This window comes from Chitinophaga caseinilytica, from assembly GCF_038396765.1.
GTDB lineage: Bacteria > Bacteroidota > Bacteroidia > Chitinophagales > Chitinophagaceae > Chitinophaga > Chitinophaga caseinilytica.
On the sequence record NZ_CP150096.1, the window covers coordinates 1688258 to 1708012 of the forward strand.

14 protein-coding genes and 1 tRNA gene are annotated in these 19755 nt (G+C 52.4%); 8 read left to right on the top strand and 7 right to left on the bottom strand.

What is annotated here, in order from left to right; translation table 11 throughout:
- Positions 1–20: 20 nt before the first annotated feature.
- The 3 genes from WJU22_RS07255 to WJU22_RS07265 are packed head-to-tail and all read left to right on the top strand — an operon-like array spanning position 21 to position 6271.
- Positions 21–3209, top strand: coding sequence for a SusC/RagA family TonB-linked outer membrane protein (locus WJU22_RS07255; RefSeq protein WP_341842578.1), 3189 nt, complete (start codon positions 21–23; stop codon positions 3207–3209).
- Positions 3210–3230: 21 nt separating this feature from the next.
- On the top strand, positions 3231–4691 hold the full coding sequence (locus WJU22_RS07260; RefSeq protein ID WP_341842579.1) for a SusD/RagB family nutrient-binding outer membrane lipoprotein: 1461 nt from the start codon (positions 3231–3233) through the stop codon (positions 4689–4691).
- Positions 4692–4702: 11 nt separating this feature from the next.
- Positions 4703–6271, top strand: coding sequence for a calcineurin-like phosphoesterase family protein (locus WJU22_RS07265; RefSeq protein WP_341842580.1), 1569 nt, complete (start codon positions 4703–4705; stop codon positions 6269–6271).
- A 58-nt stretch (positions 6272–6329) separates the two neighbouring features.
- Here the strand turns inward: WJU22_RS07265 and WJU22_RS07270 are convergent, their stop codons facing one another.
- Positions 6330–7043, bottom strand: coding sequence for a DNA alkylation repair protein (locus tag WJU22_RS07270; protein WP_341842581.1), 714 nt, complete (start codon positions 7041–7043; stop codon positions 6330–6332).
- A gap of 136 nt (positions 7044–7179) precedes the next feature.
- On the opposite strand from WJU22_RS07270, the gene WJU22_RS07275 reads away from it, so the two are divergent.
- Together WJU22_RS07275 and WJU22_RS07280 are read left to right on the top strand one after the other, a co-directional pair.
- Positions 7180–8025, top strand: a complete 846-nt coding sequence (locus tag WJU22_RS07275; protein WP_341842582.1) for an SRPBCC domain-containing protein — start codon at positions 7180–7182, stop codon at positions 8023–8025.
- A gap of 36 nt (positions 8026–8061) precedes the next feature.
- Positions 8062–8556: a thioredoxin family protein gene (locus tag WJU22_RS07280; RefSeq protein ID WP_341842583.1), complete on the top strand. Its 495-nt coding sequence runs from the start codon at positions 8062–8064 to the stop codon at positions 8554–8556.
- Here WJU22_RS07280 and WJU22_RS07285 read toward each other — a convergent pair.
- Positions 8544–9029, bottom strand: coding sequence for a hypothetical protein (locus WJU22_RS07285; RefSeq protein WP_341842584.1), 486 nt, complete (start codon positions 9027–9029; stop codon positions 8544–8546). The genes WJU22_RS07280 and WJU22_RS07285 overlap by 13 nt on opposite strands.
- Positions 9030–9082: 53 nt before the next feature.
- Positions 9083–9661: a Crp/Fnr family transcriptional regulator gene (locus WJU22_RS07290; RefSeq protein ID WP_341842585.1), complete on the bottom strand. Its 579-nt coding sequence runs from the start codon at positions 9659–9661 to the stop codon at positions 9083–9085.
- A 135-nt stretch (positions 9662–9796) separates the two neighbouring features.
- Between WJU22_RS07290 and WJU22_RS07295 the strand changes: the two genes are divergently transcribed.
- Both WJU22_RS07295 and WJU22_RS07300 read left to right on the top strand, forming a co-directional pair.
- Positions 9797–10984 carry a multiheme c-type cytochrome gene (locus tag WJU22_RS07295; protein ID WP_341842586.1) on the top strand — a complete coding sequence of 396 codons (1188 nt, stop codon included), beginning with the start codon at positions 9797–9799 and terminating at the stop codon, positions 10982–10984.
- 107 nt (positions 10985–11091) lie between these two features.
- A complete protein-coding gene (locus WJU22_RS07300; RefSeq protein ID WP_341842587.1) occupies positions 11092–12378 on the top strand; it encodes a S41 family peptidase in 1287 nt (428 codons plus the stop codon).
- A 6-nt stretch (positions 12379–12384) separates the two neighbouring features.
- On the opposite strand, the gene WJU22_RS07305 is transcribed toward WJU22_RS07300, so the two are convergent.
- Together WJU22_RS07305 and WJU22_RS07310 are read right to left on the bottom strand one after the other, a co-directional pair.
- Positions 12385–15792 (bottom strand): COR domain-containing protein, encoded by a 3408-nt coding sequence (locus tag WJU22_RS07305; protein WP_341842588.1) that lies wholly within the window; start codon positions 15790–15792, stop codon positions 12385–12387.
- A 116-nt stretch (positions 15793–15908) separates the two neighbouring features.
- Positions 15909–17201, bottom strand: coding sequence for a hypothetical protein (locus tag WJU22_RS07310; RefSeq protein WP_341842589.1), 1293 nt, complete (start codon positions 17199–17201; stop codon positions 15909–15911).
- A 258-nt stretch (positions 17202–17459) separates the two neighbouring features.
- Here WJU22_RS07310 and WJU22_RS07315 point away from each other — a divergent pair, with 258 nt between their 5' ends.
- A complete protein-coding gene (locus WJU22_RS07315) occupies positions 17460–18662 on the top strand; it encodes a TlpA disulfide reductase family protein (protein ID WP_341842590.1) in 1203 nt (400 codons plus the stop codon).
- A gap of 78 nt (positions 18663–18740) precedes the next feature.
- Here WJU22_RS07315 and WJU22_RS07320 read toward each other — a convergent pair whose 3' ends face one another.
- Positions 18741–19346, bottom strand: a complete 606-nt coding sequence (locus tag WJU22_RS07320) for a hypothetical protein (RefSeq protein ID WP_341842591.1) — start codon at positions 19344–19346, stop codon at positions 18741–18743.
- A 296-nt stretch (positions 19347–19642) separates the two neighbouring features.
- Positions 19643–19714 (bottom strand) — tRNA-Arg (locus tag WJU22_RS07325).
- Positions 19715–19755 lie beyond the last annotated feature (41 nt).

The following is a 19755-nucleotide window of genomic DNA, read 5'->3' on the forward strand; positions in this document are numbered from 1 at the left end:
GACACCTAATCGACCACTATATGAAGCCAAAATTACTACAGTTACTCGCATGCCTCCTGTGTGCGGTATTGTTTATCCCGAACCCGTCGAAAGCACAGGAAATGCCCGTGAAAGGCACGGTGCGCACGGCAGACAACGGCACCCTCATGCCGGGCGTCACCATCCTGGCCAACGGCAAGCTCGTTGGGATGACCGACGAGAACGGCTCCTTCTCCATCAAGATCGCTGAAAAAGGCACGCTGCTCCAGCTCTCCATGATCGGTTACGAGAAACTGACCTTCGTGGTGGGAGAAGCCAACCAGGGCCTGAAGTTCATCATGAAATCCGCCGCCAGCAACCTGAACGAGCACGTAGTCACCACCGCACTCGGTATCAAGCGCGCCGAAAAAGCATTGGGCTACGCGCAGCAGACCATCGGCGCGGAATCCCTCACAGACGCGCGCCCCAATAACTGGTCAGACGCCCTGAGAGGCAAAGTGGCCGGCCTCAACATCGCCGGGCTCGGCGGCCCGCTCAATTCCCAGGAAATCCGCCTCCGCGGCGAAAGCTCCCTCACCACCAACGGCAACGCCGCCCTCGTGGTGGTAGACGGCATCCCCGTGAACGGAAGCCTCACCACCTCCGGTGCTTCCAACATGTACATGGGCGGCGACGCGTCTATCGACGTGCCCGTGGATTTCGGCAACGGCATCGCAGACATCAACCCAGACGATATCGAAAGCATCTCCGTCCTCAAAGGCCCCGGCGCCACCGCGCTCTACGGCAGCCGCGCTGCCAACGGCGCCGTGCTCATCACCACCAAATCCGGTAAAACCCGCAAGGGACTGGGCATCTCGCTCAATTCCAACACCAGCTGGGACGTGATCACCCGCTGGCCCGACTGGCAATATGAATACGGCCAGGGCGACGGGAAAACCAACTACAACGCCAACGGCGACATGTATTATTCCTACGGCGCAACGGCAGACGGTCGCAGCACGGGCGGCAGCTCCAGCGCTTTCGGCCCGAAGTTCAACGGACAAATGTATTACCAGTACGATCCCACCACGTTCACGACCGGAAAGGAAAGGACCCCCTGGGTTGCGTACGACAATAACCGCAAAGATTACTGGCAAACGGGCCGCACCACCACCAATGGCATCACCCTCGACAATTCCGGCGATGCAGGCACGGTACGCGCTTCCCTCACGCGTACAGACAACAAGTGGATCATGCCTTCCATGGGCTTCGAGCGCACCACGGCTTCCGTGAACGCGGGATACAAGATTTCCAGCAAGATCAAGGTGAGCTCCGTGGTGAATTACACCAATAAAACGAGCGACAACCTGCCGGGCCTGGGTTACAACAACCACTCCATCGCCTACTTCATGATCTTCCAGAACCCGAACGTAGACCTGAACTGGTACCGTCCGCTCTGGCGCCCCGGCTTCGAAGGTATCGACATGATCCGCCCCTACAGCTCGTTCATCGACAATCCCTTTGCCATGACCGACGAGATCAAGAACGGCCTCCGCAGCAACCAGCTCACCGGTAACCTGAAAGTAGACGCGCAGATCCTGCCGAAACTCAGTTTGATGGTGCGTTCCGGTATCAACATGAACCAGCAGGCACGCGATCAGCGCCGCCCGTGGGACATTAACCGCTACGGCCAGGGCTTCTACCAGACGCAGGCGGTGTACAGCCAGGAAATCAACAGCGACTTCCTCCTCACTTACCGCGACGCTTTCGCCGGAGGCAAATTCTCCCTCAGCGCATCTGCCGGCGGCAACACCATGACCAGCCAGTACAAGCGCAACGACAATACCCTCATCGGTCTTGTTGTGCCCGGCGTGTATAAAATGACGAACGGCATCGGCAACCCGCTGGTCGCTACTTATGATGCAGACAAGAAAGTGAACAGCCTGTACGGGCTCATCAACCTGTCTTACCGCGACAGGATTTTCCTCGACCTGACAGGCCGTAATGATTGGTCGAGCACGCTGCCGCAGGAGAACTGGTCGTTCTTCTATCCTTCCGCCAACCTGAGCATGATCCTGAGCGATATGGTCCGGATGCCGAAAGCGATCAGCTTCGCGAAATACCGTTTGTCGCTGGCGCAGGTGGGTAACGACACCGATCCTTACAGAACGAACAAATATTACAACCGCAGCGATTTTCCCAGTTCTGCCGAAGCGCCCACGCAGTTGTACAACCTCCACTTCAAGCCCGAGATCGCCACGAGCATCGAAACCGGCCTGGATGTAGGCTTCTTCAAGAACAGGCTCCGCATCGACGCGGCAGTTTACCAGACCAATACCAAGAACCAGATCCTGTCCGTTCCCCTGGAACATTCTTCCGGCTTCAGTTCCGCCATCCTCAACTCCGGCGAGATCCGCAACCGCGGGTTGGAACTGGTGGTGACCGGCACGCCCGTGAAAACGAAGAACGTAACCTGGAACGTGACCGCAACCTGGGCTACCACCCGCAGCAAAGTAATGAGCCTCGACCCGAGACTGGGTGGGAAACTTTCCATCATGGGCTCTTCCAGCGCCACGCTCACCGCGGTGGAAGGTCAGATCGCGTCTGCATTGTACGGTCTGAAATTCGAGCGGGCACCGGATGGACAGATCATCTACAGCAACGGCCTGCCCGTTGTAACGCAGACCACAGAATATATCGGCGATACGAACCCCGACTGGAGAGCCGGGCTCATCAACAACGTGTCTTACAAGAACTTCAGGCTCAGCGCCACGTTCGACGGCCAGTACGGCGGCATCCTCTATTCGCACTCCCATCACAAAATGACCGAGCAAGGCAAGCTGAAACATACGCTGAAAGGGCGTGAAGAAGGCTGGATCGTAGGGGAAGGCGTGGAAAAGAAAGCAGACGGTTCTTTCGTTCCCAATACCACCAAAGTAAGGCCGGCGGATTATTACGCACAGTATTACCGCCTCAACAATACCGAGGCCAACACCTTCAACGCATCGTTCCTGAAGTTCCGCGAAGTATCGCTGGAGTATTCGCTGCCGTCGAAACTGATCGGCAACACCTTCCTGAAAGGCGCCAGCATCGCGGTATATGGCCGTAACCTGAAAGTGTGGTCGGATTTCCCGATCTACGATCCTGAAGTGGCCACCCAGGCCGGTGGTACCGGTATCCTGACCGGCGTGGAAGTAGGGCAGATGCCGAACCCCGCCACCTTCGGCTTCAACCTGAAAGTAAAACTGTAATCACCCGAAAATCTGCAGACAATGACATTCTCCCGCATAGGTAAAAATATCCGTTCCATCAGCCTCATTTCCGCTGCGGCCGCAACGTTGGCGATGGGCGGCTGTACCAAAGACTTTTTGGAGACCAACTCCGACCCGAACCGCCTGGAAAGCATTACGCCGGGCACGTTGCTGAACCCCACCATCTACGGGGTCGCTTCCTTCAACATCAACCGCAGCCGCGCATTTACTTTCGAGCTGATGCAGGTTGCCGGCAACTATCCCAACGAAAACGTGGACGATCAGATCTTCCTGTACGACTTCCGCGAAGACGTGGGCAACAACACCTGGACCACCAACTACAAATGGCTGGCCAACGCCCGTGAAATGCAACTGAACGCGGAGAAGCTGAACAACGGCAACTACCTCGCCATTTCGCTGACCCTGAAGGCGCTGATGTATTCCCAACTGACCGACTGCTTCGGCGATATTCCCATGAGCGACGCGCTCAGCGGCGAAGACGGAAAATTCTTCCCCACGTTCGACCGGCAGGAAGATGTGTACAAAACCATGCTGGCCGACCTCGAAAGGGCCGACACCATTTACGGGAAAGGATCTACCGCCACCTATGCGGCAGACCTGCTGTACGCCAATGACTTCACCAAATGGAGGAAGTTCACCAACTCCCTGCGCCTGCGCCTCCTGCTGCGCTCCGCCGGCCGCATGCCAGCCAATTACACGAAAATGGCGGAAATGATCAACGATCCCGCGAAGTACCCCATTTTCACCGCGAACGCCGATGCCGCCGTGCTCAACATCACCGGCACCGTTCCCAACATCTCGCCCTGGAGCCGCCCGCAAGACTATAGCACCGGTCGTTCCTGGAACGAATTCTTCATCAAGGGCCTGAACGACATCGCCGATCCGCGCCTGAAACTCTTCGCCAGCGTGGCCCGCGGGAAAGATAACGCCAACCTCGGGTTCAAAGGGCTGCCCATCAATTACATGGAATCTCCCGCCAGCGTAGACTTCACTCCGTCCGGCCTGTTGCAGCGCCTGGTAATTGCACCGATGATCGTACCGGTGATGAGCTTCGCGGAAGTGGAATTCATCAAGGCCGAACTGGCGCAGAAAGGGAAGATCGCCTCATCCGCCGAAACCCATTACCAGAGCGGGGTGAAAGCTGCCATCGAAATGTGGGGCGGCGTATTCCCCACCAATTATTTCGACGCGCCCGCCGCGAAATACGATGGCACCCTCGAGCGCATCATGCTCCAGAAATATTACGCGCTCTTCTTCACGGATTACCAGCAGTGGTTCGAACATCGCCGTACCGGATTCCCCGTACTGCCGAAAACGAAGTTCATGTTCAACAACGGCGTCATGCCCGCCCGGATGTTCTATCCCACTACCGTGAAAATCTACAACACGGAGAATTACAAGAAAGCCGCAGAACGTATCGGCGGCGATAAACTCGATGTAAAAGTTTGGTGGCAACAATAAAATCAATCTACATGAAAAGGAAGTTTTTAACAGCATGCGCCGCGCTGACACTGATCAGCGCCCTGGCCAACGCCCAGGTGAAAGGCCGGGTTTTTGAAGATGTGAATGGAAATGGGAAGATCGACAGGAAAGAAAAAGGCATCGCCGGCGTGAACGTCAGCAACGGCATCGAAGTCGTGACCACCGACGCGCAGGGCGCTTACGAACTGCCGGAGCGCGCCAGCCAGGTGATCTTCGCCATTAAGCCCGCAGGCTACCAATTTGCGCTGGATTCCAATAACCTCGCGAAAAGCTACTATATCCACAAACCCGCCGGCTCGCCCGCGGATTTCAAATACAAAGGCTCCGCGCCCACCGGCGATCTGCCCGCCCAACTGAACTTCGCGCTGCGCCGCCAGGCGGAAAACGATAACTTCCGCGTACTGGTGTTCGGCGATCCGCAACCCTACACCCTCGAAGAAATCGAACATTTCAGCAATGGTGTCGTGTCGGAAGTGACGGGAGTGAAAAACGTGGCCTTCGGCCTGAGCCTCGGCGATCTCGTCGGCGATAACCTCAGCCTTCACGGCCCGTACATCCAGGCGGTGAAGAAAGTGGGCCTGCCCTGGTACAACGTCATCGGTAACCACGATATGAACTACGACGCGAAGGAAGATCCCGAATCCGACGAAACGTTCGAAGCCAACTTCGGTCCCGCCAACTACGCCTTCAACTACGGCAATGCCCACTTCATCGTGCTCGACGATATCATCTATCCCGACCCGCGCGATGGAAAAGGCTACTGGGGCGGCCTTCGCGAAGACCAGCTGCAGTTCATCGAAAACGACCTGAAAACCGTTCCGAAAACCAAGCTGATCGTGCTTTCCTTCCATATTCCGCTGCTCAACGAGAACGATATCGCTTTCCGCACGGAAGACCGTAACCGCCTGTTCCAGCTGCTGAAAGATTACCCGAACACCCTGTCGCTTTCCGCGCATACGCACCTGCAACGCCAGAATTTTTACGGGAAGGAAGACGGATGGCTGCAGGAAAAACCGCATCACGAGTACAACGCAGGCACCACTTCGGGCGACTGGTATTCCGGCGAACTGAACGAGCAGGGCGTGCCCGCCTCTACCATGCGCGACGGTACCCCGAAAGGTTACGCTTTCCTGAACATCAACGGGAATCAGTATTCTATCGATTATAAAGTGGCAGGAAAGGCAGACAATTATCAAATTCAATTGTCGATCCCGAAAGTGATCGAAAAAGACAGAAACAGTTCGTCTGGTATATACGCCAACTTCTTCATGGGCGCGAAAGGCGACAAGGTGGAATATTCCATCGACGGCGGCGCCTGGAAGCCGATGGAGTACATGGAAGCCGCAGACCCCGCGTACCTGGACGTTCTCCATAAATTCGACCACACCGAAAAGCTGCTGGGCGGCAAACGGCCTTCGCACGCGGCCCAAAGCACGCACCTCTGGTGGGTGAAGGCGCCGTTCAAATTGCCGGCCGGCCGGCACGAAGTGAAGGTGCGCGCCACCGACCGTTACGGTAAAACCTACGAGCAGCAAGGTTTTTACACCATCCTCGACTAGACTGGAAAACAATAGATCAAACGAAACCGTACGCATTTTTTGCGTGCGGTTTTTTCGTTTATGCCATTTCCATGTAATGTTTGCGTTCTGCGGGACTGAGTTTTTCGATGGCCTGGCGGAGCATGGTGCGCGGAAGCGTGGCGGCGTATTTGTCGAGAAAGGCGTAGAGCTGATCGGGGTTTTGCTTCCCGGCTTCGCGGATCCAGCCGCCGGCTGCTTTCTGGACGATTTCTTCGGGATCTTCCCGGAGGATTTCGGCGATGAGAAAAGTGTCTTCGGTTTGACCTTTCCGGAGGAAATAAGCCGAGCTGACGATGGCGGTCCGCCGTTCCCAGGGGTTTTGGGAACGCGCCAGTGTGTACAGGATTTTGCGGGGTTTGTCGAACAGCCATGCGCCGACGACAAACTGGGCGGACCGGTCTACCAGGTCCCAATTGTTGATCCGGTCGTGGCGGCGGAGGTACAGTTCGAAGAGCGCCTTGCGCTGATCGGGCGGTGTTTTTTTGTCGCGCGCCTGAAAGTCCATGATACTGACGGCGCCTGCGCGGATTTCGTGGACCGGGCTTTCCAGGAGTTTTTCCACTTCTTCCAGCGGCATTTTCATATAAGCTTTCGCCAGTTTGAACACTTCGCCCATCCTGACGCCCATGAATTTATCGCCCTCGCCGTATTGTCCTTCCCCCGATTTGAAATATCGCTGGATTTTACGGAGTTCGTCGGGCGACTGCAAATCTTTCATGGCGGCGGTAAACGCGCGGGCGGTGAGCTGCATGGGGAACGATTGTTTTTCCCAATTTCGGTTATTTATGGGTAAAAATATGGGTCATTCGGGACAGGTTATTGTCTAAAAAGCCCCCGGTGGATCGGTGTATTTGTCGTAATTTTCAATGGATTAAACCACAGATGCCATGTATACACAAGGTGCTATGATTTTTGCCGACCTCACGGTGGCCAACGCAACGGAGCTGCGTGATTTTTACCAGGCGGTGATCGGCTGGGGATCGGATGGCGTGCCCATGAAAGATGGCGATACGGCTTACGAGGATTATATGATCAAAGACGCGAACGGGGAGCCCGTGGGCGGCGTTTGTCATGCCCGCGGAGGCAACACCGGGATTCCGCAGGTCTGGATGCTGTATATGCACGTCGACGATCCGGAGAAGAGCATCGAGGCCTGTGAGAAGGGCGGCGGCAGTGTGGTGAAAGTTGCGAAAACGAAGGAAGGGCGCGTCCATTACGCCATGCTCCGCGACCCGCTGGGCACGGCTTTCGGTATCGGTAATTTCGCCGGTTCGGGCGGCCCCGGGCCAGCGGCCAAAGCGGCGATGCAGATCGGGAAAACACCGAAGGAAGTGTTCGAAGCGATCGTAGACCCTGTGATCATGTCCAACTATTTCATTTCCCAATCTTCCGGCAGGATGACGCCCGGTGCCTCCCTCACCTGGCGTTTCCCGGAGTTCGATATGGACGTTCCCGTGCGGGTGAAGGAAGTGGTGGAGCCATCGCTCGTATCTTTCGGATGGGACGTAAACGGCCATGAGTTGGTGTGCACCCTGCGCCTGGAGCCTTTCGCCGACGGCAAAGCGACCGTCGTGAAAATAGAGGAAGCGTCCGTTGAGGGGTACGATCCGGGGAAGGAATGGCTGATCGGCAATACCGAAGGGTGGGCCAATTTCCTCGCCTGCATGAAAGCCTGGCTGGAATATGGGGTGCACCTGCGCAAGGGGGCTTTCGATTTCCGGTTCGTGAAATAATCGAAAATCCCTACATTAGCCGTAACAGACCAAACCATGAAAAGACTCCTCCTCATGATGGCCGCCATGATCGCCATGGGCACGGCACAGGCACAGCACAAAAGCCTCGACAGTATTTACAATCCGGCCGCAGACGCCCGGGCCGATCTGAAAGCCGCGCTGCAAAAGGCTTCCGTCGAAAAGAAACACGTTTTGCTGCAAATCGGCGGCAACTGGTGTATCTGGTGCCGGCGGTTGTACAAGTTCGTGGAAGACCATCCCAAACTGACGGAAGAGCAGAATAAAAACTTCGTGGTATACCATCTCAACTACAGCAAGGAAAATAAAAACCTTGATATCCTCAAAGAGCTGGGCTATCCGCAACGCTTCGGATTCCCCGTGCTCGTGATCCTCGACGCCAAAGGCAACCGCCTCCACACCCAGAACACCGGGCTGCTGGAATCCGCCGACTCGTACGACGAGAAGAAGATCCTCGAAATGATCCGCCAGTGGGGCCCCGCCGCCTTCGATCCCGTTCTTTACGCGAACTGACCGTGGGCCCGCGGCACCGCGCCCGGCCGGATCGCCGAGAAATACACCCAGCCGATAAATACCAGCTGAAGGGGTAGCCGGAACCAGAGATATTCCGGTCCTGCCCCGTCGAAACTCGCTTTTTGCAGATTTACGTGATGTAAAGCCGCGTAAATATTGGCCGGCGTGATGCAAACGAAGAACGCGATCAGCCACCAGCCCGTTCGCCGGGCCATGGCAGGGATCAATAATCCGATGCCCGCCGCGATCTCCAGCACGCCGGTGAAGTAAACGATTCCCAGGCGGAAGGGTATTGCTTCCGGCAGCATCATCGCCATTCCTTTCGCGAAGCCGAAATGCGCGCCGCCCGTTACGAACAGCATAGCTGCCATCCCGATCCGCATCGCCTGCGCGAAGCGGTTCTCCCGGAATTTCAGTTTCAGGATAATGAGCGCGATGAGGGAAACGGCCAGCAGTGTTATTTCGGGTACCATATCTTTTTTATGCAAATTTCACCCCATCCGGCGGATAAGTCAATGAACCCGGGTTAAGAAATCCCCGCCACCCGTTTCCGGATCCGGCTGAGCGCCTGGGGCGTAATCCCGATCCACGAAGCGATGTATTTGAGGGGGATTTCGCGGACGAGCCGGGGCTGATCGGCCAGTAGCTTGCGGTAACGTTCCTCCGCCGATTCGCTGAGCAGCGAAATTTCGCGGCGGAGCAGCGTGAGGTAAAGGTCTTCGCCGGCATGCCGCCCGATGATATTGCCTGCGGCGGTATTTTGATAGATATCCTGCAGATCGCTGTGCGAAACGCGGAGCAGCACGGTGTCTGTCAGGGCTTCCACGTTGTAGATGGACGGCTGGCGGGTGAGGAAAGAGTCGTAGGCGGAAACGAAATCGTTCGAAAAGGAAAAGCTGAAGGTAAGATCGTTCTCCTCGTCTTTCGGGATGTAGAACCGGACGAGCCCTTCCGCGATGAAGGAAAGGTGATTTTCTGTTTGTCCGGCGCGGAGGAGGAGGGATTTCTTCGGAAAGGATTCCCGCGTCAACCGCGACGAAAAGTAATGCCAGTCGTCGTCAGACAGTGGTGTGAACTTTTCGAAGTATTGCCGGATTTGTTGCATCGTGAAAATTTGAAACCAATCCCCAAGTTAAACAATTGCCCGCGCATCCTCAAAGATGGCTCATCTTCCCCGGGCTTTACGGCGAAAAACAATTATATTTATTCAGTTTCTGCCGTTATGAAAAAACGACCTTATTTGCTTGTGGGAGCCGTAACCGTTCTCGTTGGTTTTTTGTCCAGATGTTCCGACCGGAAGGCCGACCCGGCCGATCCCCGCGGCAGCGCCTTCGCTGAAGCTGCTTCCTGCGCGCGATGTCACAAGTCGATTTATGATGCCTATGCCACCACCGCCCACGCACATTCGTCGGCCGTTGCATCGGCGGGCACCGTGAAAGGCCGCTTCTCCGCACCGGATAATATTTTCCATTTCGCGGGCCGTGCGGATGTGGTGATGGAGCAGCAGGGGGAGGAATTGTTCCAGGTGTTGAAATCGGACGGTAAAGAACAGGGCCGCTTTCCGTTCGATGTGGTGTTCGGTTCCGGCAGAAAGGCGCAGACCTTCCTGTACTGGAAGGGCGGGCAGTATTTCCAGTTGCCGGTTTCCTGGTTCGTGCCGGCGGATAATTGGGCCAACAGCCCGGGGTTTCCGGCAGATCATCCCAAGTTCGACCGCCTGATCCCCAGTACCTGCTTCGGTTGTCATAGCTCGATGGTGAAGGTGCGGGAAGAAACGAAAGGGATCACGGTCACGGAGCAATTCGCCCGGCGGGAAATGATCGGCGGTATCGATTGTCAGCGATGCCACGGTCCGGCCGCGGAGCATGTGGCCTTTCATACCGAAAATCCGGCGGAGAAAGCAGCGCGCTTCATCACCCGCATCGATACCCTGAACCGCGTGCAGCGCCTCGATATGTGCGCGCTTTGCCATTCCGGTCTCAAACCGATGTACAAGCCCGCTTTCGCCTTCAAGCCCGGCGACGCATTGTCGGATTTCGTTATCCCTACTGTCCCCTTCCGCAAAAAGCCCGATCAGCTCGACGTGCATGGCAACCAGCTGCAGTTGCTGGCCGCCAGCCAGTGTTTCCTGCAAAGCCAGACGATGAACTGTTCCACCTGCCATAACCCCCACGTCACGGAACGTACCAGCATGCAGACGTTCTCGCAACGCTGTATGACCTGCCATCAACCCGGATCTCCCCAATTCTGCAAACATACCGGCAAACCGAAGGGAGTCCTGCAACAGAACTGTATCGATTGCCATATGCCCGCCCTGCCGTCTGGCGCCATCACACTGCTGACCAACGGGGAGCAAAGTCCCACACCGGATTCCGTGCGCACGCACCTCATCGATGTGTATGCGGATGTGGTGAAGAAGTTGCCCTGAGTATGGATCGCCTGTTATTGGTCACTATAATTTTAACTATCTGCTTGTATACATTTATCTGTATGAAGGAGTCCAATCAAAGAGCATGCTTAATGCTATACATGTGTATGCTCATGCTTTTTAATACATCTTGCGTCACGGATGGAGGTTCGCCAAACGGCAAAATTGCGCCGGGCGATTTACAGCACGATTTTGCCACCATGACCGAACTGGTCGAAACAAGTTCGCCTTATCCTTTTTATATGACCAGCCGCGCATCGTACGACGATTTAAAGGCAAGTATTAAAGATCGACTTAAAGATTCAATGAGCAGTCTGGAGTTTTTTCAAATTGTATATCCATTGGTAAAGTCGCTGAAGAACCCGCATTACAATCTTGCTGCTGCAATGGCGCCTGCAGACGCGTCAATTCCGGTATATTTCCCTTTTTCTGTATTTATAACGGGCGATAGTATCGTTATTGATGAGCATCTTGCTGCACCGGCAGACCAGTCCCTTCGGGGAAAATATGTTTCTGCTATTAACGGCCGGAAACCGGGCGACATTCTTTCACAGCTGCGTCAGGGCGTGGAATATTCGGCTGCCGAAATTCCATATATTAATTACACCATGGAGTCCTCCTTTGGTAAGCTGCTGCATTCGTTGTCGGGAATAAGCGGAAAATTCAATATCGAAGTAGATGGGCGATCGTACGCTTTTGACGGGGTTCCGTTGGGTCTGCTGAAAGGAAAAGAGACGCAGGGGAGCATTCATGACAGCATTATTCAGGCTGAACAGGAACAGATCGGGTATTTGAAGATCCGGGATCTAAATCCCGGAAATGCGGAAGAGTGGGATGAGAAGTTGCCGGTATTTTTCAGGAAGCTCCGTCAATTAAAAGTCCGCAAGCTCATCATCGATATGCGCGACAATTATGGAGGAAGTACAGCGCTCACCCGGAAGCTGATAGCTTACATTTCTTCGAAGGAATATTCATTTGGTGACGAAGTCAGCTATTCAAAAGACGCTGAAATTATACATGATTCGGCGCCGCCGGTTGCTCCCAAAAGCGTTTCGGACAAGTTTGACGGAGCATGCATTCTGCTGGTGAACGCTGGCACATTTTCAAGTGCGCATATGTTTTTTGCCGCGTTTAAGCATTATGGGATGGGTATTACGGTCGGTGAGCCCGGAATAGAACGTTACCTGATTTCCGGAGAGCTTAAAGAAAAGGAGCTGGAGCGGACTAAATGTATGTTCTATTACCCGACAAGCAACTTTATGCTCCCCGGGTTCTCTGAGACCGTCAATGCACCTGTTATACCGGATGTTGTCATTTCCGGATCAATGCAAGACCGGATTGCGCGAAAAGACAATGTATTGGATAGTATCGTTTCACCTGGCCATGTAAAATAGCCGGCATCAGAGTATCTTCTTCAAATCGCGCACCGCATCTGTAAACGCTTCGTCGATGTTTTTGGCCAGATCGAGAACCATCGCTTTTTTTGGGGCGGTGTTGTAGACGGACAATGGCGTGTCTTCCCAGGCGCAGCTGCGGATGATGATGGGCACCACCTTTACGTCGGGGTTTTCGTTCTCCCGTTCGATGGCGCGTTTGATCTCGATGTCCCAGATATAGTCGGTGGCCATGAAATCGGCGCTAACGAGGAAGATGATGATATCTGCCTCTTCCAGTTCGTTTTTGATTTTGCCATCCCATTTATCGCCGGGAACGAGTTGGCGGCAGTTCCAGGTGCTGATGCTGCCGTTGCGCTTGAGGGCGCTGAGATGGTTTTCCAGTTGCTGGAGGTAATGGGCGTCTGTTTTCGAATAAGAAATAAATATCTTTTTCATTTTGAGCTCGTTTTTGAGATGGGCGCGGAAAAGTTTCAGGTCGAAGTAAATGCCGTTGTGCTGGAAAACCCACTGATTGGCGGTTTCTGCGGCATGCAGCACGTCTATCGGCACAAAATTCTCCCCATCCGCCGTTACCGCTTTTTTAACGTTCATGTCGGCGGAAAGGCGCTCCAGCTCGTCGGTGATTTTTTTGAGGAAAGATTTGTCGGCGCTTTTGCTCAACGAAAATACATCGATGTATGCCTTCGAAGTGGCGGTGGCGTTGCTGAACCGCACCATCACGATCCCCTGCGACGGCTCATCCCGGATCACGATCCCGTTTTTCCAGTAATAGTACAGCGGCCCGTGCTCGTCTTTGAGCGCCTGCTGGCCATAGAGGTGGAAGAATTCGAGGATGATGTGCTTGTGGATGAACCCCTGGAACAGGAACCTGTAAGAAGGCCGGTGACCATCGTCGAGGAAGATGCTGATGCTTTTCGACGGCCGCGCGGGCAGGTAAAGCGGCGCAATGTAAATGCCGGGCTGCGATGGGTGGGGGAATACGATCTTGAAATGCTTCATCAGTTCGATGATGGTTTCGCATTCCTTGTCGAATTTCGGTTTACCCAGTGCTTCGATGATGTGCGCTTCATCGAATTTCCCGTTGAGGCCGTGGAGCCCTTCGAGAATGTTATATATTTTCTTCAGGACGTAGTCCTGTTTTACGAAGACTTTATCTTTCAGGTAATCGTTGTCGGGGAAATAAAGGACGAGCCCGATATCGTTGAGGTAGCGGGCATAGCTTTGTGTGTCTGCCAGGCTGAACCAGAGCGCGTCGGTGCTTTTGAGGCCGGCGTTTTTCACTTCGGGCATGAGGGAGATGATGTGGTTGCAGAATTTCCGGAAATCCCCCAGCGACATTTCCCGGTCTTTATCTTTTACGCCGTTTTCGATTTCCTGTTTGATGGCGCCCCAGGTCCCGAGGCATTCCCTTTCCGAGATCGGCAATGAATCGATCATTTCGAAAAGGAGGTCTTTGAAGTGCTCCATTCCACGACCTGTTTTGGCGGAAATGTTGGCGAATTCATAGATGGCGGGGTACTGTATTTTCAACTGCGCCTGGTCGAGGAAATGAGTATAGTAGGAAAACTCCACCTTGTTTTGTGTGATAAGAATATTGGGAGGTGACTTCACATCCAATACAACGTTGTTGGAAGTGATGATATATTCAATACCATTTGATACATCCGATCCGACAAGCCTGATTTCATTTCCGGAATTAATCGGGAATGTGGTATATGTTCTTTCGGTTTTGGCCGACTTTTTTTGCGTGTGGTATGCGATGGATTCTAACCAGTAAGGGATGGGGAATCCTTGGACGGATACATTCGTTTTGGAATGGTCTTTTTGCATTTGCTGGATTTCGCACTCGTCGTAGTTGTTCGACCAAAGATCCCAAAGCAATACATATGCGGTATTGTTGCTGAAGAAAAGATAATGCGTATCGTGATAATATTCCTGTCCGCCGAAATCGAAAATCCGGATATTGTATTTTCTGCCATTTCTCACAGGCTGCCAGCGTTTGATTTCCATCCAATGTGTTGTTGGCAGTTGCTCGTTCCATCCATCTGACATCAGTCTTTCTGCGAGAGACGATTTTCCGGCATTGCTATTTCCTGCGAATACAATTTTAATGTCATCGTTTTTATATAATGAAATGTGGACGGAGCGTTCAGCTTCGTATTGGTCGAAAAATCTCTTAACAGCATTCATGCCCTGGACTATAACCTGGATATTTGGGACATCGAGCGGGTTATTGGCGATGTTTATAGTGTTGCTTTGCCATTTCGAGTCTTTTATCGTCTTATCAAGAACGATATCCCGAATCTCAAATACGTTGCTTATGTCGTTGGAATGGAGATCTACCGTAGAAGCATTAGGCATCTTCTTCAGGAAATCTGCGTTTTTCAGCAAATTATTGCTGAGATTAATATTCTCAACGGTTCTTAGTATATAGTAAGATGAGACATCGGAAATGAAATTATTGTTAGCTATCAGTTCAGTTAAATTAGGAAAAGACGTCAGATTAACCGTTCCACTAATCATGTTGTTGCTGACGTTTAAGTATTTCAGCTTTTTAATTTTTTGAAATGGGATAATGGATTTTATACGCCATCTCCGAAAATAACCATTCGAAGCAGCCCAATCACCGCCCGCAATTACGGTTTCTAAATTATTTAATTTGCGGATTTCCGGAGGTACATAAAAGATGTTATTGGGTAATATGCTGTTGCTACTGGTAAGCATTTTTACACCTTTATTCATTTGGGATACACCCCATTCATTACTTAAAATAAGTGTTTTTAAATGTGAAAGGTTAAATAGCTCTGGTAATAAGGATAAATCGGTCAATCCAAGATTTCCAAGGTCGAGTGTAGTATGCTTGTGTTGCTGACAGGATGCTATTTTTTTCTGGGCAACGTCAAGCCTTCGATCGATCCAGTTCGTGATAGCTTTAGGGCCTTGATTGGCAATCTTGGACTCGGGATAAAATAGCGGGTTGTCTCCAGCTTCCAGATAAGCGAAAGCACTTTCTTTCAATTGTGTATATAATGGACTAAGGTCGAATACAGCGTTACTTCTTACATCGACATAAATTAAGAAACTAAGGTGGCGTAAAGGCGAAATATCAACAATTTGGTTATAGGAAATGTCGAGTATGAAAAGTTGTTTGAAATTCGCCAGATATGTGATGTCAGATTGGTGGCAATCCCTCAAGCCCAAATGCGTTACATGCTTGAATGGGATTAACCAATCCGGGTTTAGCTGTAATCCGGTCAGGCTTAATACGGTGACGATATTGCTGGAATCGTCGAGCGAAAAAGCATTCGGTGCCAATTGCCCATCTACAATAAATTCGTTTCGAGGGAGGTTGACCAAAGTCCTTCCCAATTGCTTCTCCAATTTGACGATTGATGCAGGCTTAATGCTCATAACATTCCGGGGATTTTCAGGTATTTCGTTGGCTAACCGGGGAAGGTACAATATATAAAAAAACCTTGTAATAATCACATTACAAGGTTATTGGGGTTAAGAACGCTGGGTTCAATTTAAATCGTTCGCAGCACGCGGAATTTGCCGGACAGTTGTTTCTTGGGAGGATTGTATTGCCCTATTTTCCAGACTTCCGCAGTAAACTCACCTTCCACATATTCGCCGATCTTTCCGTTTTTAGAGATTTTAACCTGACCGCCCGAGAATACCGGATCACAATCTTCACAGTTCAGTTTGTGTGTGACCCATGAGTTAAGTATATCGGTGGCATTCGTCGAAAAGTCGATATAAGCTTTTTTATCATCTTCGCCGTAGGGAAAACTGCCGGTGCCCATTACTCCGCCGGGGATGAGGATATAGATAGCATGTCCGTCTTGCAGTTGGGCCGAAACGTAAAATTTATCTACTTCCATCCTGATGGAGCTTTCTCCATTTTCCGGTGGGTTATTGATGAAAGGGATCCTGTCCACCGAAACCATGAGATATTCGTCGGGCATCGTGAAAATGGGCGTGGTAAGCATCGCAAGGCCGGTCCGTTTGCTGTCGTACAGCGTGATGGGAACGGAAACGCTCACGAACGCGGGGTTTTCGTCCGGTACTTCGCCTGGCGCCTGATATTCGCATTTGGCGCCGTTTGCCGTTATTTTTCCTTTGCCGGACGCCATGCTCCATTTTACTTTGGAAACCTGCCCGTCGTACGGGATGAGGTCGCCGATGGGCTGATCGGTGGTGTCTACGGTCAGCAGGGAGCCCAGGTGCCACATGAGTTGCAGTTGGGCTTTTCCGCCGGGGAGCACCTGCGTGGTATCCGCCTCCAGTTCGAAGAGCTCCACGATGCTCCAGTCGCTGAAGTGCTTTGTCTGAACGGAAAGTTGATGGGTGGCGGGGTCGATGGAGGTGTTGGCAGCGAGGTAATGATATCCGTCCTTGTTCTGATAGGCGAGGAAAAGCACATCCGGGTTGATGCCTGCCAGTTCTTCCGCGCCTGGGGTGTAGCGGATGGTGACGGGCCGGGTGAACGCAACCCCTTCGGGAAGGAGGCGGAATGCTTTGCCAGGACTACCTTCCAGCGTGTTCTCCACCGGTTGGATGCTGAATTGGACGTTGGTTTGCACGGCACCGGGCGGCACTTCCAGCAAGATGCGGTTATCGGCTGAAGCCAGCGTTCCTCCCGCCGGACCGATGGCTTTCGCGATGGCGGGGCCGGTTACCAGGCCGAGGGGGCGCTTTACGGGTTTGGCGGGCTGGCCGTTGCCGTCTTTGATGCCCGGTGTAGTTTCGTTTTTCCTGCATGCGCCTGTCAGCACGGCGATGATGGCAAAGCAGGCGATGATTTTCCAGTTTATCATGTTGTTTAGTTTGATGGGGTTATCCAGAATGCTGCGCGAAAGTAGCCCCGTTGCCATTGCAAAAAATTGGCGTTCACCAACATTTCGTAGGGGCAGACTGGCTATATTGCCGCTTTTTGATCGTTTCACCGGAGCGGTGCGCAAAACTGCAGAAAAGCGGTGGCCCGGCATGTGCAGATCTTGTGGTGTATGGCCGTCTTTGAAGTTTTACCGCATTTTCATTACATTCGGAGTAAACCCGTCTAAAGCATTGTAACCATGAAACCTTACCGCTACTCTTTGGTCCTGGCGCTGTTGGTCTGCTCATTCGCAACCATGGCGCAGGAACGGAACTTCACGGTCGCGTTGCATTCGCCTGCAAATTACAGTGGCACCAAAGGGCGGGATATCTACGATCTAAAGGAGCTGCAGATTTGGTGTGTGAATAACCGGCCCGACAGCATTCTCCGTGAAGTGAACTATGGCGGTAACAAGGGTGGGGCCTGCGACAGCACGTTTCGCCTGAAGGTGTTGTCCCGGAGATTGGGTGACCAATTGCAGGTTTGCATCCTCAAGCGCTACAATCCTTTCCTGGAAAATGAAAAGGTGCTGACATATTCATATGATTCATTAAAGAAATGGAACAGGAAAAATTGCCCCGCAGATGCGCTGCCCCGTCTAATGTTCCGGCTGCCCTATTGCGTAGGGGGCGCTGTCGAAGTGAAGCCTGTCGAGATGTACTTGTTCCCTTTTTCCGTTGGGTTTAGCAGCAACGATCCCTGTGTGAACGATATGCCGCTTGCGGTGTCGCTGGGCCGGAGCGCTGTTGCGAAATTCGGGAAAACCGTCATGTATTTCTACAAGTCCGACAATTTGCTGCCCGACAATAAAATAAGGGTGAAGGTGATGGAAGACGGCATTTTGCAGGACGACCGGATCGGTGACGGGCTGGTGTACAAAGCGAGCTACGCGATGGCGGACACAATTGTCATCGGTGGTAAATTGTTCAGGATAGACAGCATCGGTGGAAAATGGGACAAGGTGTATCTGCACCGCCTGACGCAATCAGGCCTGATCGCGAAAGTACCGGAAAACCACATGCGCACGCTGGCGCCGTATTTCGATAAAGCGAAAGAATATGTGCTGCTTGATTTCTGGGGAACGTGGTGCAAGCCCTGCATCGCCGGGATGCCGAAGCTGCGGGCGTTGCACGAGAAAGTTAAAAGTGAGGTGCTCTTTGTAAGTGTTTGCTTCGACGACCCGAAAAACTATACGAAGGCGAAGGAGATTTTTGAAGAGAACAAGCTCTCCTGGCCGCAGGTGTTCAATAGTATGGCAGAAAGGGAATTTACCCTTACAAAGGATCTGTCGGTTACAACCTTTCCCACTTACATGCTGGTGAAAAAGAACGGGGATATCTTCTTTAGCACCAGCGGAGACGGGTTCGACGAGCTGTCCAGAAAATTGCTGGAAGGGAAGTAAAGACGTTAAATAGGATTATCATCCAAAATAGCAAACCCGCAAACATGAAGCAATGATCGCGTTTGCGGGTTTTGTCTGTTAATACCGACGTACGACTTGGAACATATATCTTTCGGGCATACCTATTACGCCTGCGGCCTTCATTCTGCTTTTCAACATGTCCGATTTCCAGTAAGCATTGGCTTTGGCGGTATCCATCAATGCGGTGACCACTACTACTTTGTGATTATCGTCTGCATCGTGGCCATACGCTCTTACGATGATGCCGTTATCCAGCCTGTCCTGTTTGCCTTCTTCGAACGCTTTTTGCCAGGTATCCCAGTCTTTCACCTGGAAAACGGATCTCGATCGGATACCCGTATGGACGATCGCCGTGTCCTGGAAGGTCATCGTCACGAAGCTGAATACGGGCGTACTGGTTACGCCGCTTTGTTGCATGGCTTTTTTCAGGCCGGGATCTTTGGAAAATGCTTTTGCCTTTGCGATGTCGTCTACTTTCACGGCAACCATTACCAGGTTGGAATCCATTAATCCGCGGCCGATAACATAACTATGGACCTGACTGGCCAGGCGTATGGAATCGTGCCCTTCGTAGGATATTATCCATTTTTCAAAGTTAGCCACCTTGTGGATGGCGATCATCATGTTTTGTGGTGTGGTGATGGTGGTGTTGGCGGCCGGCATGCTGTTAACGATAACGCTGTCCGGATTGTCGATGGAGTCCGTTTCCGCTTTTTTTGACTACCTCCTCCGCAGGCGGTGATGAAAACTATTACAATTGCAAAAACGAACAAATGGGAAAATCTTGACTGTCTCATTGATCTTGGTTTTAACAATTAAAAGAATAGTTGGATATCTGATGGGGTTTCAGGAGGATAACGGCTATTCAAAGGTAGACCTAATTTGTACGTCCGCCGAATTCTTTTTGGGAGCAGGTCTTAATGCAAAAAAGCCAGCTAATTGCTGACTTTTTGTGGTTGTAGCCCGGACAAGAATCGAACTTGTATCTAAAGTTTAGGAAACTTCTATTCTATCCATTGAACTACCGGGCCAGGGCTGCCTCGGGGCAGCGGGACGGCAAAAATAAACGATT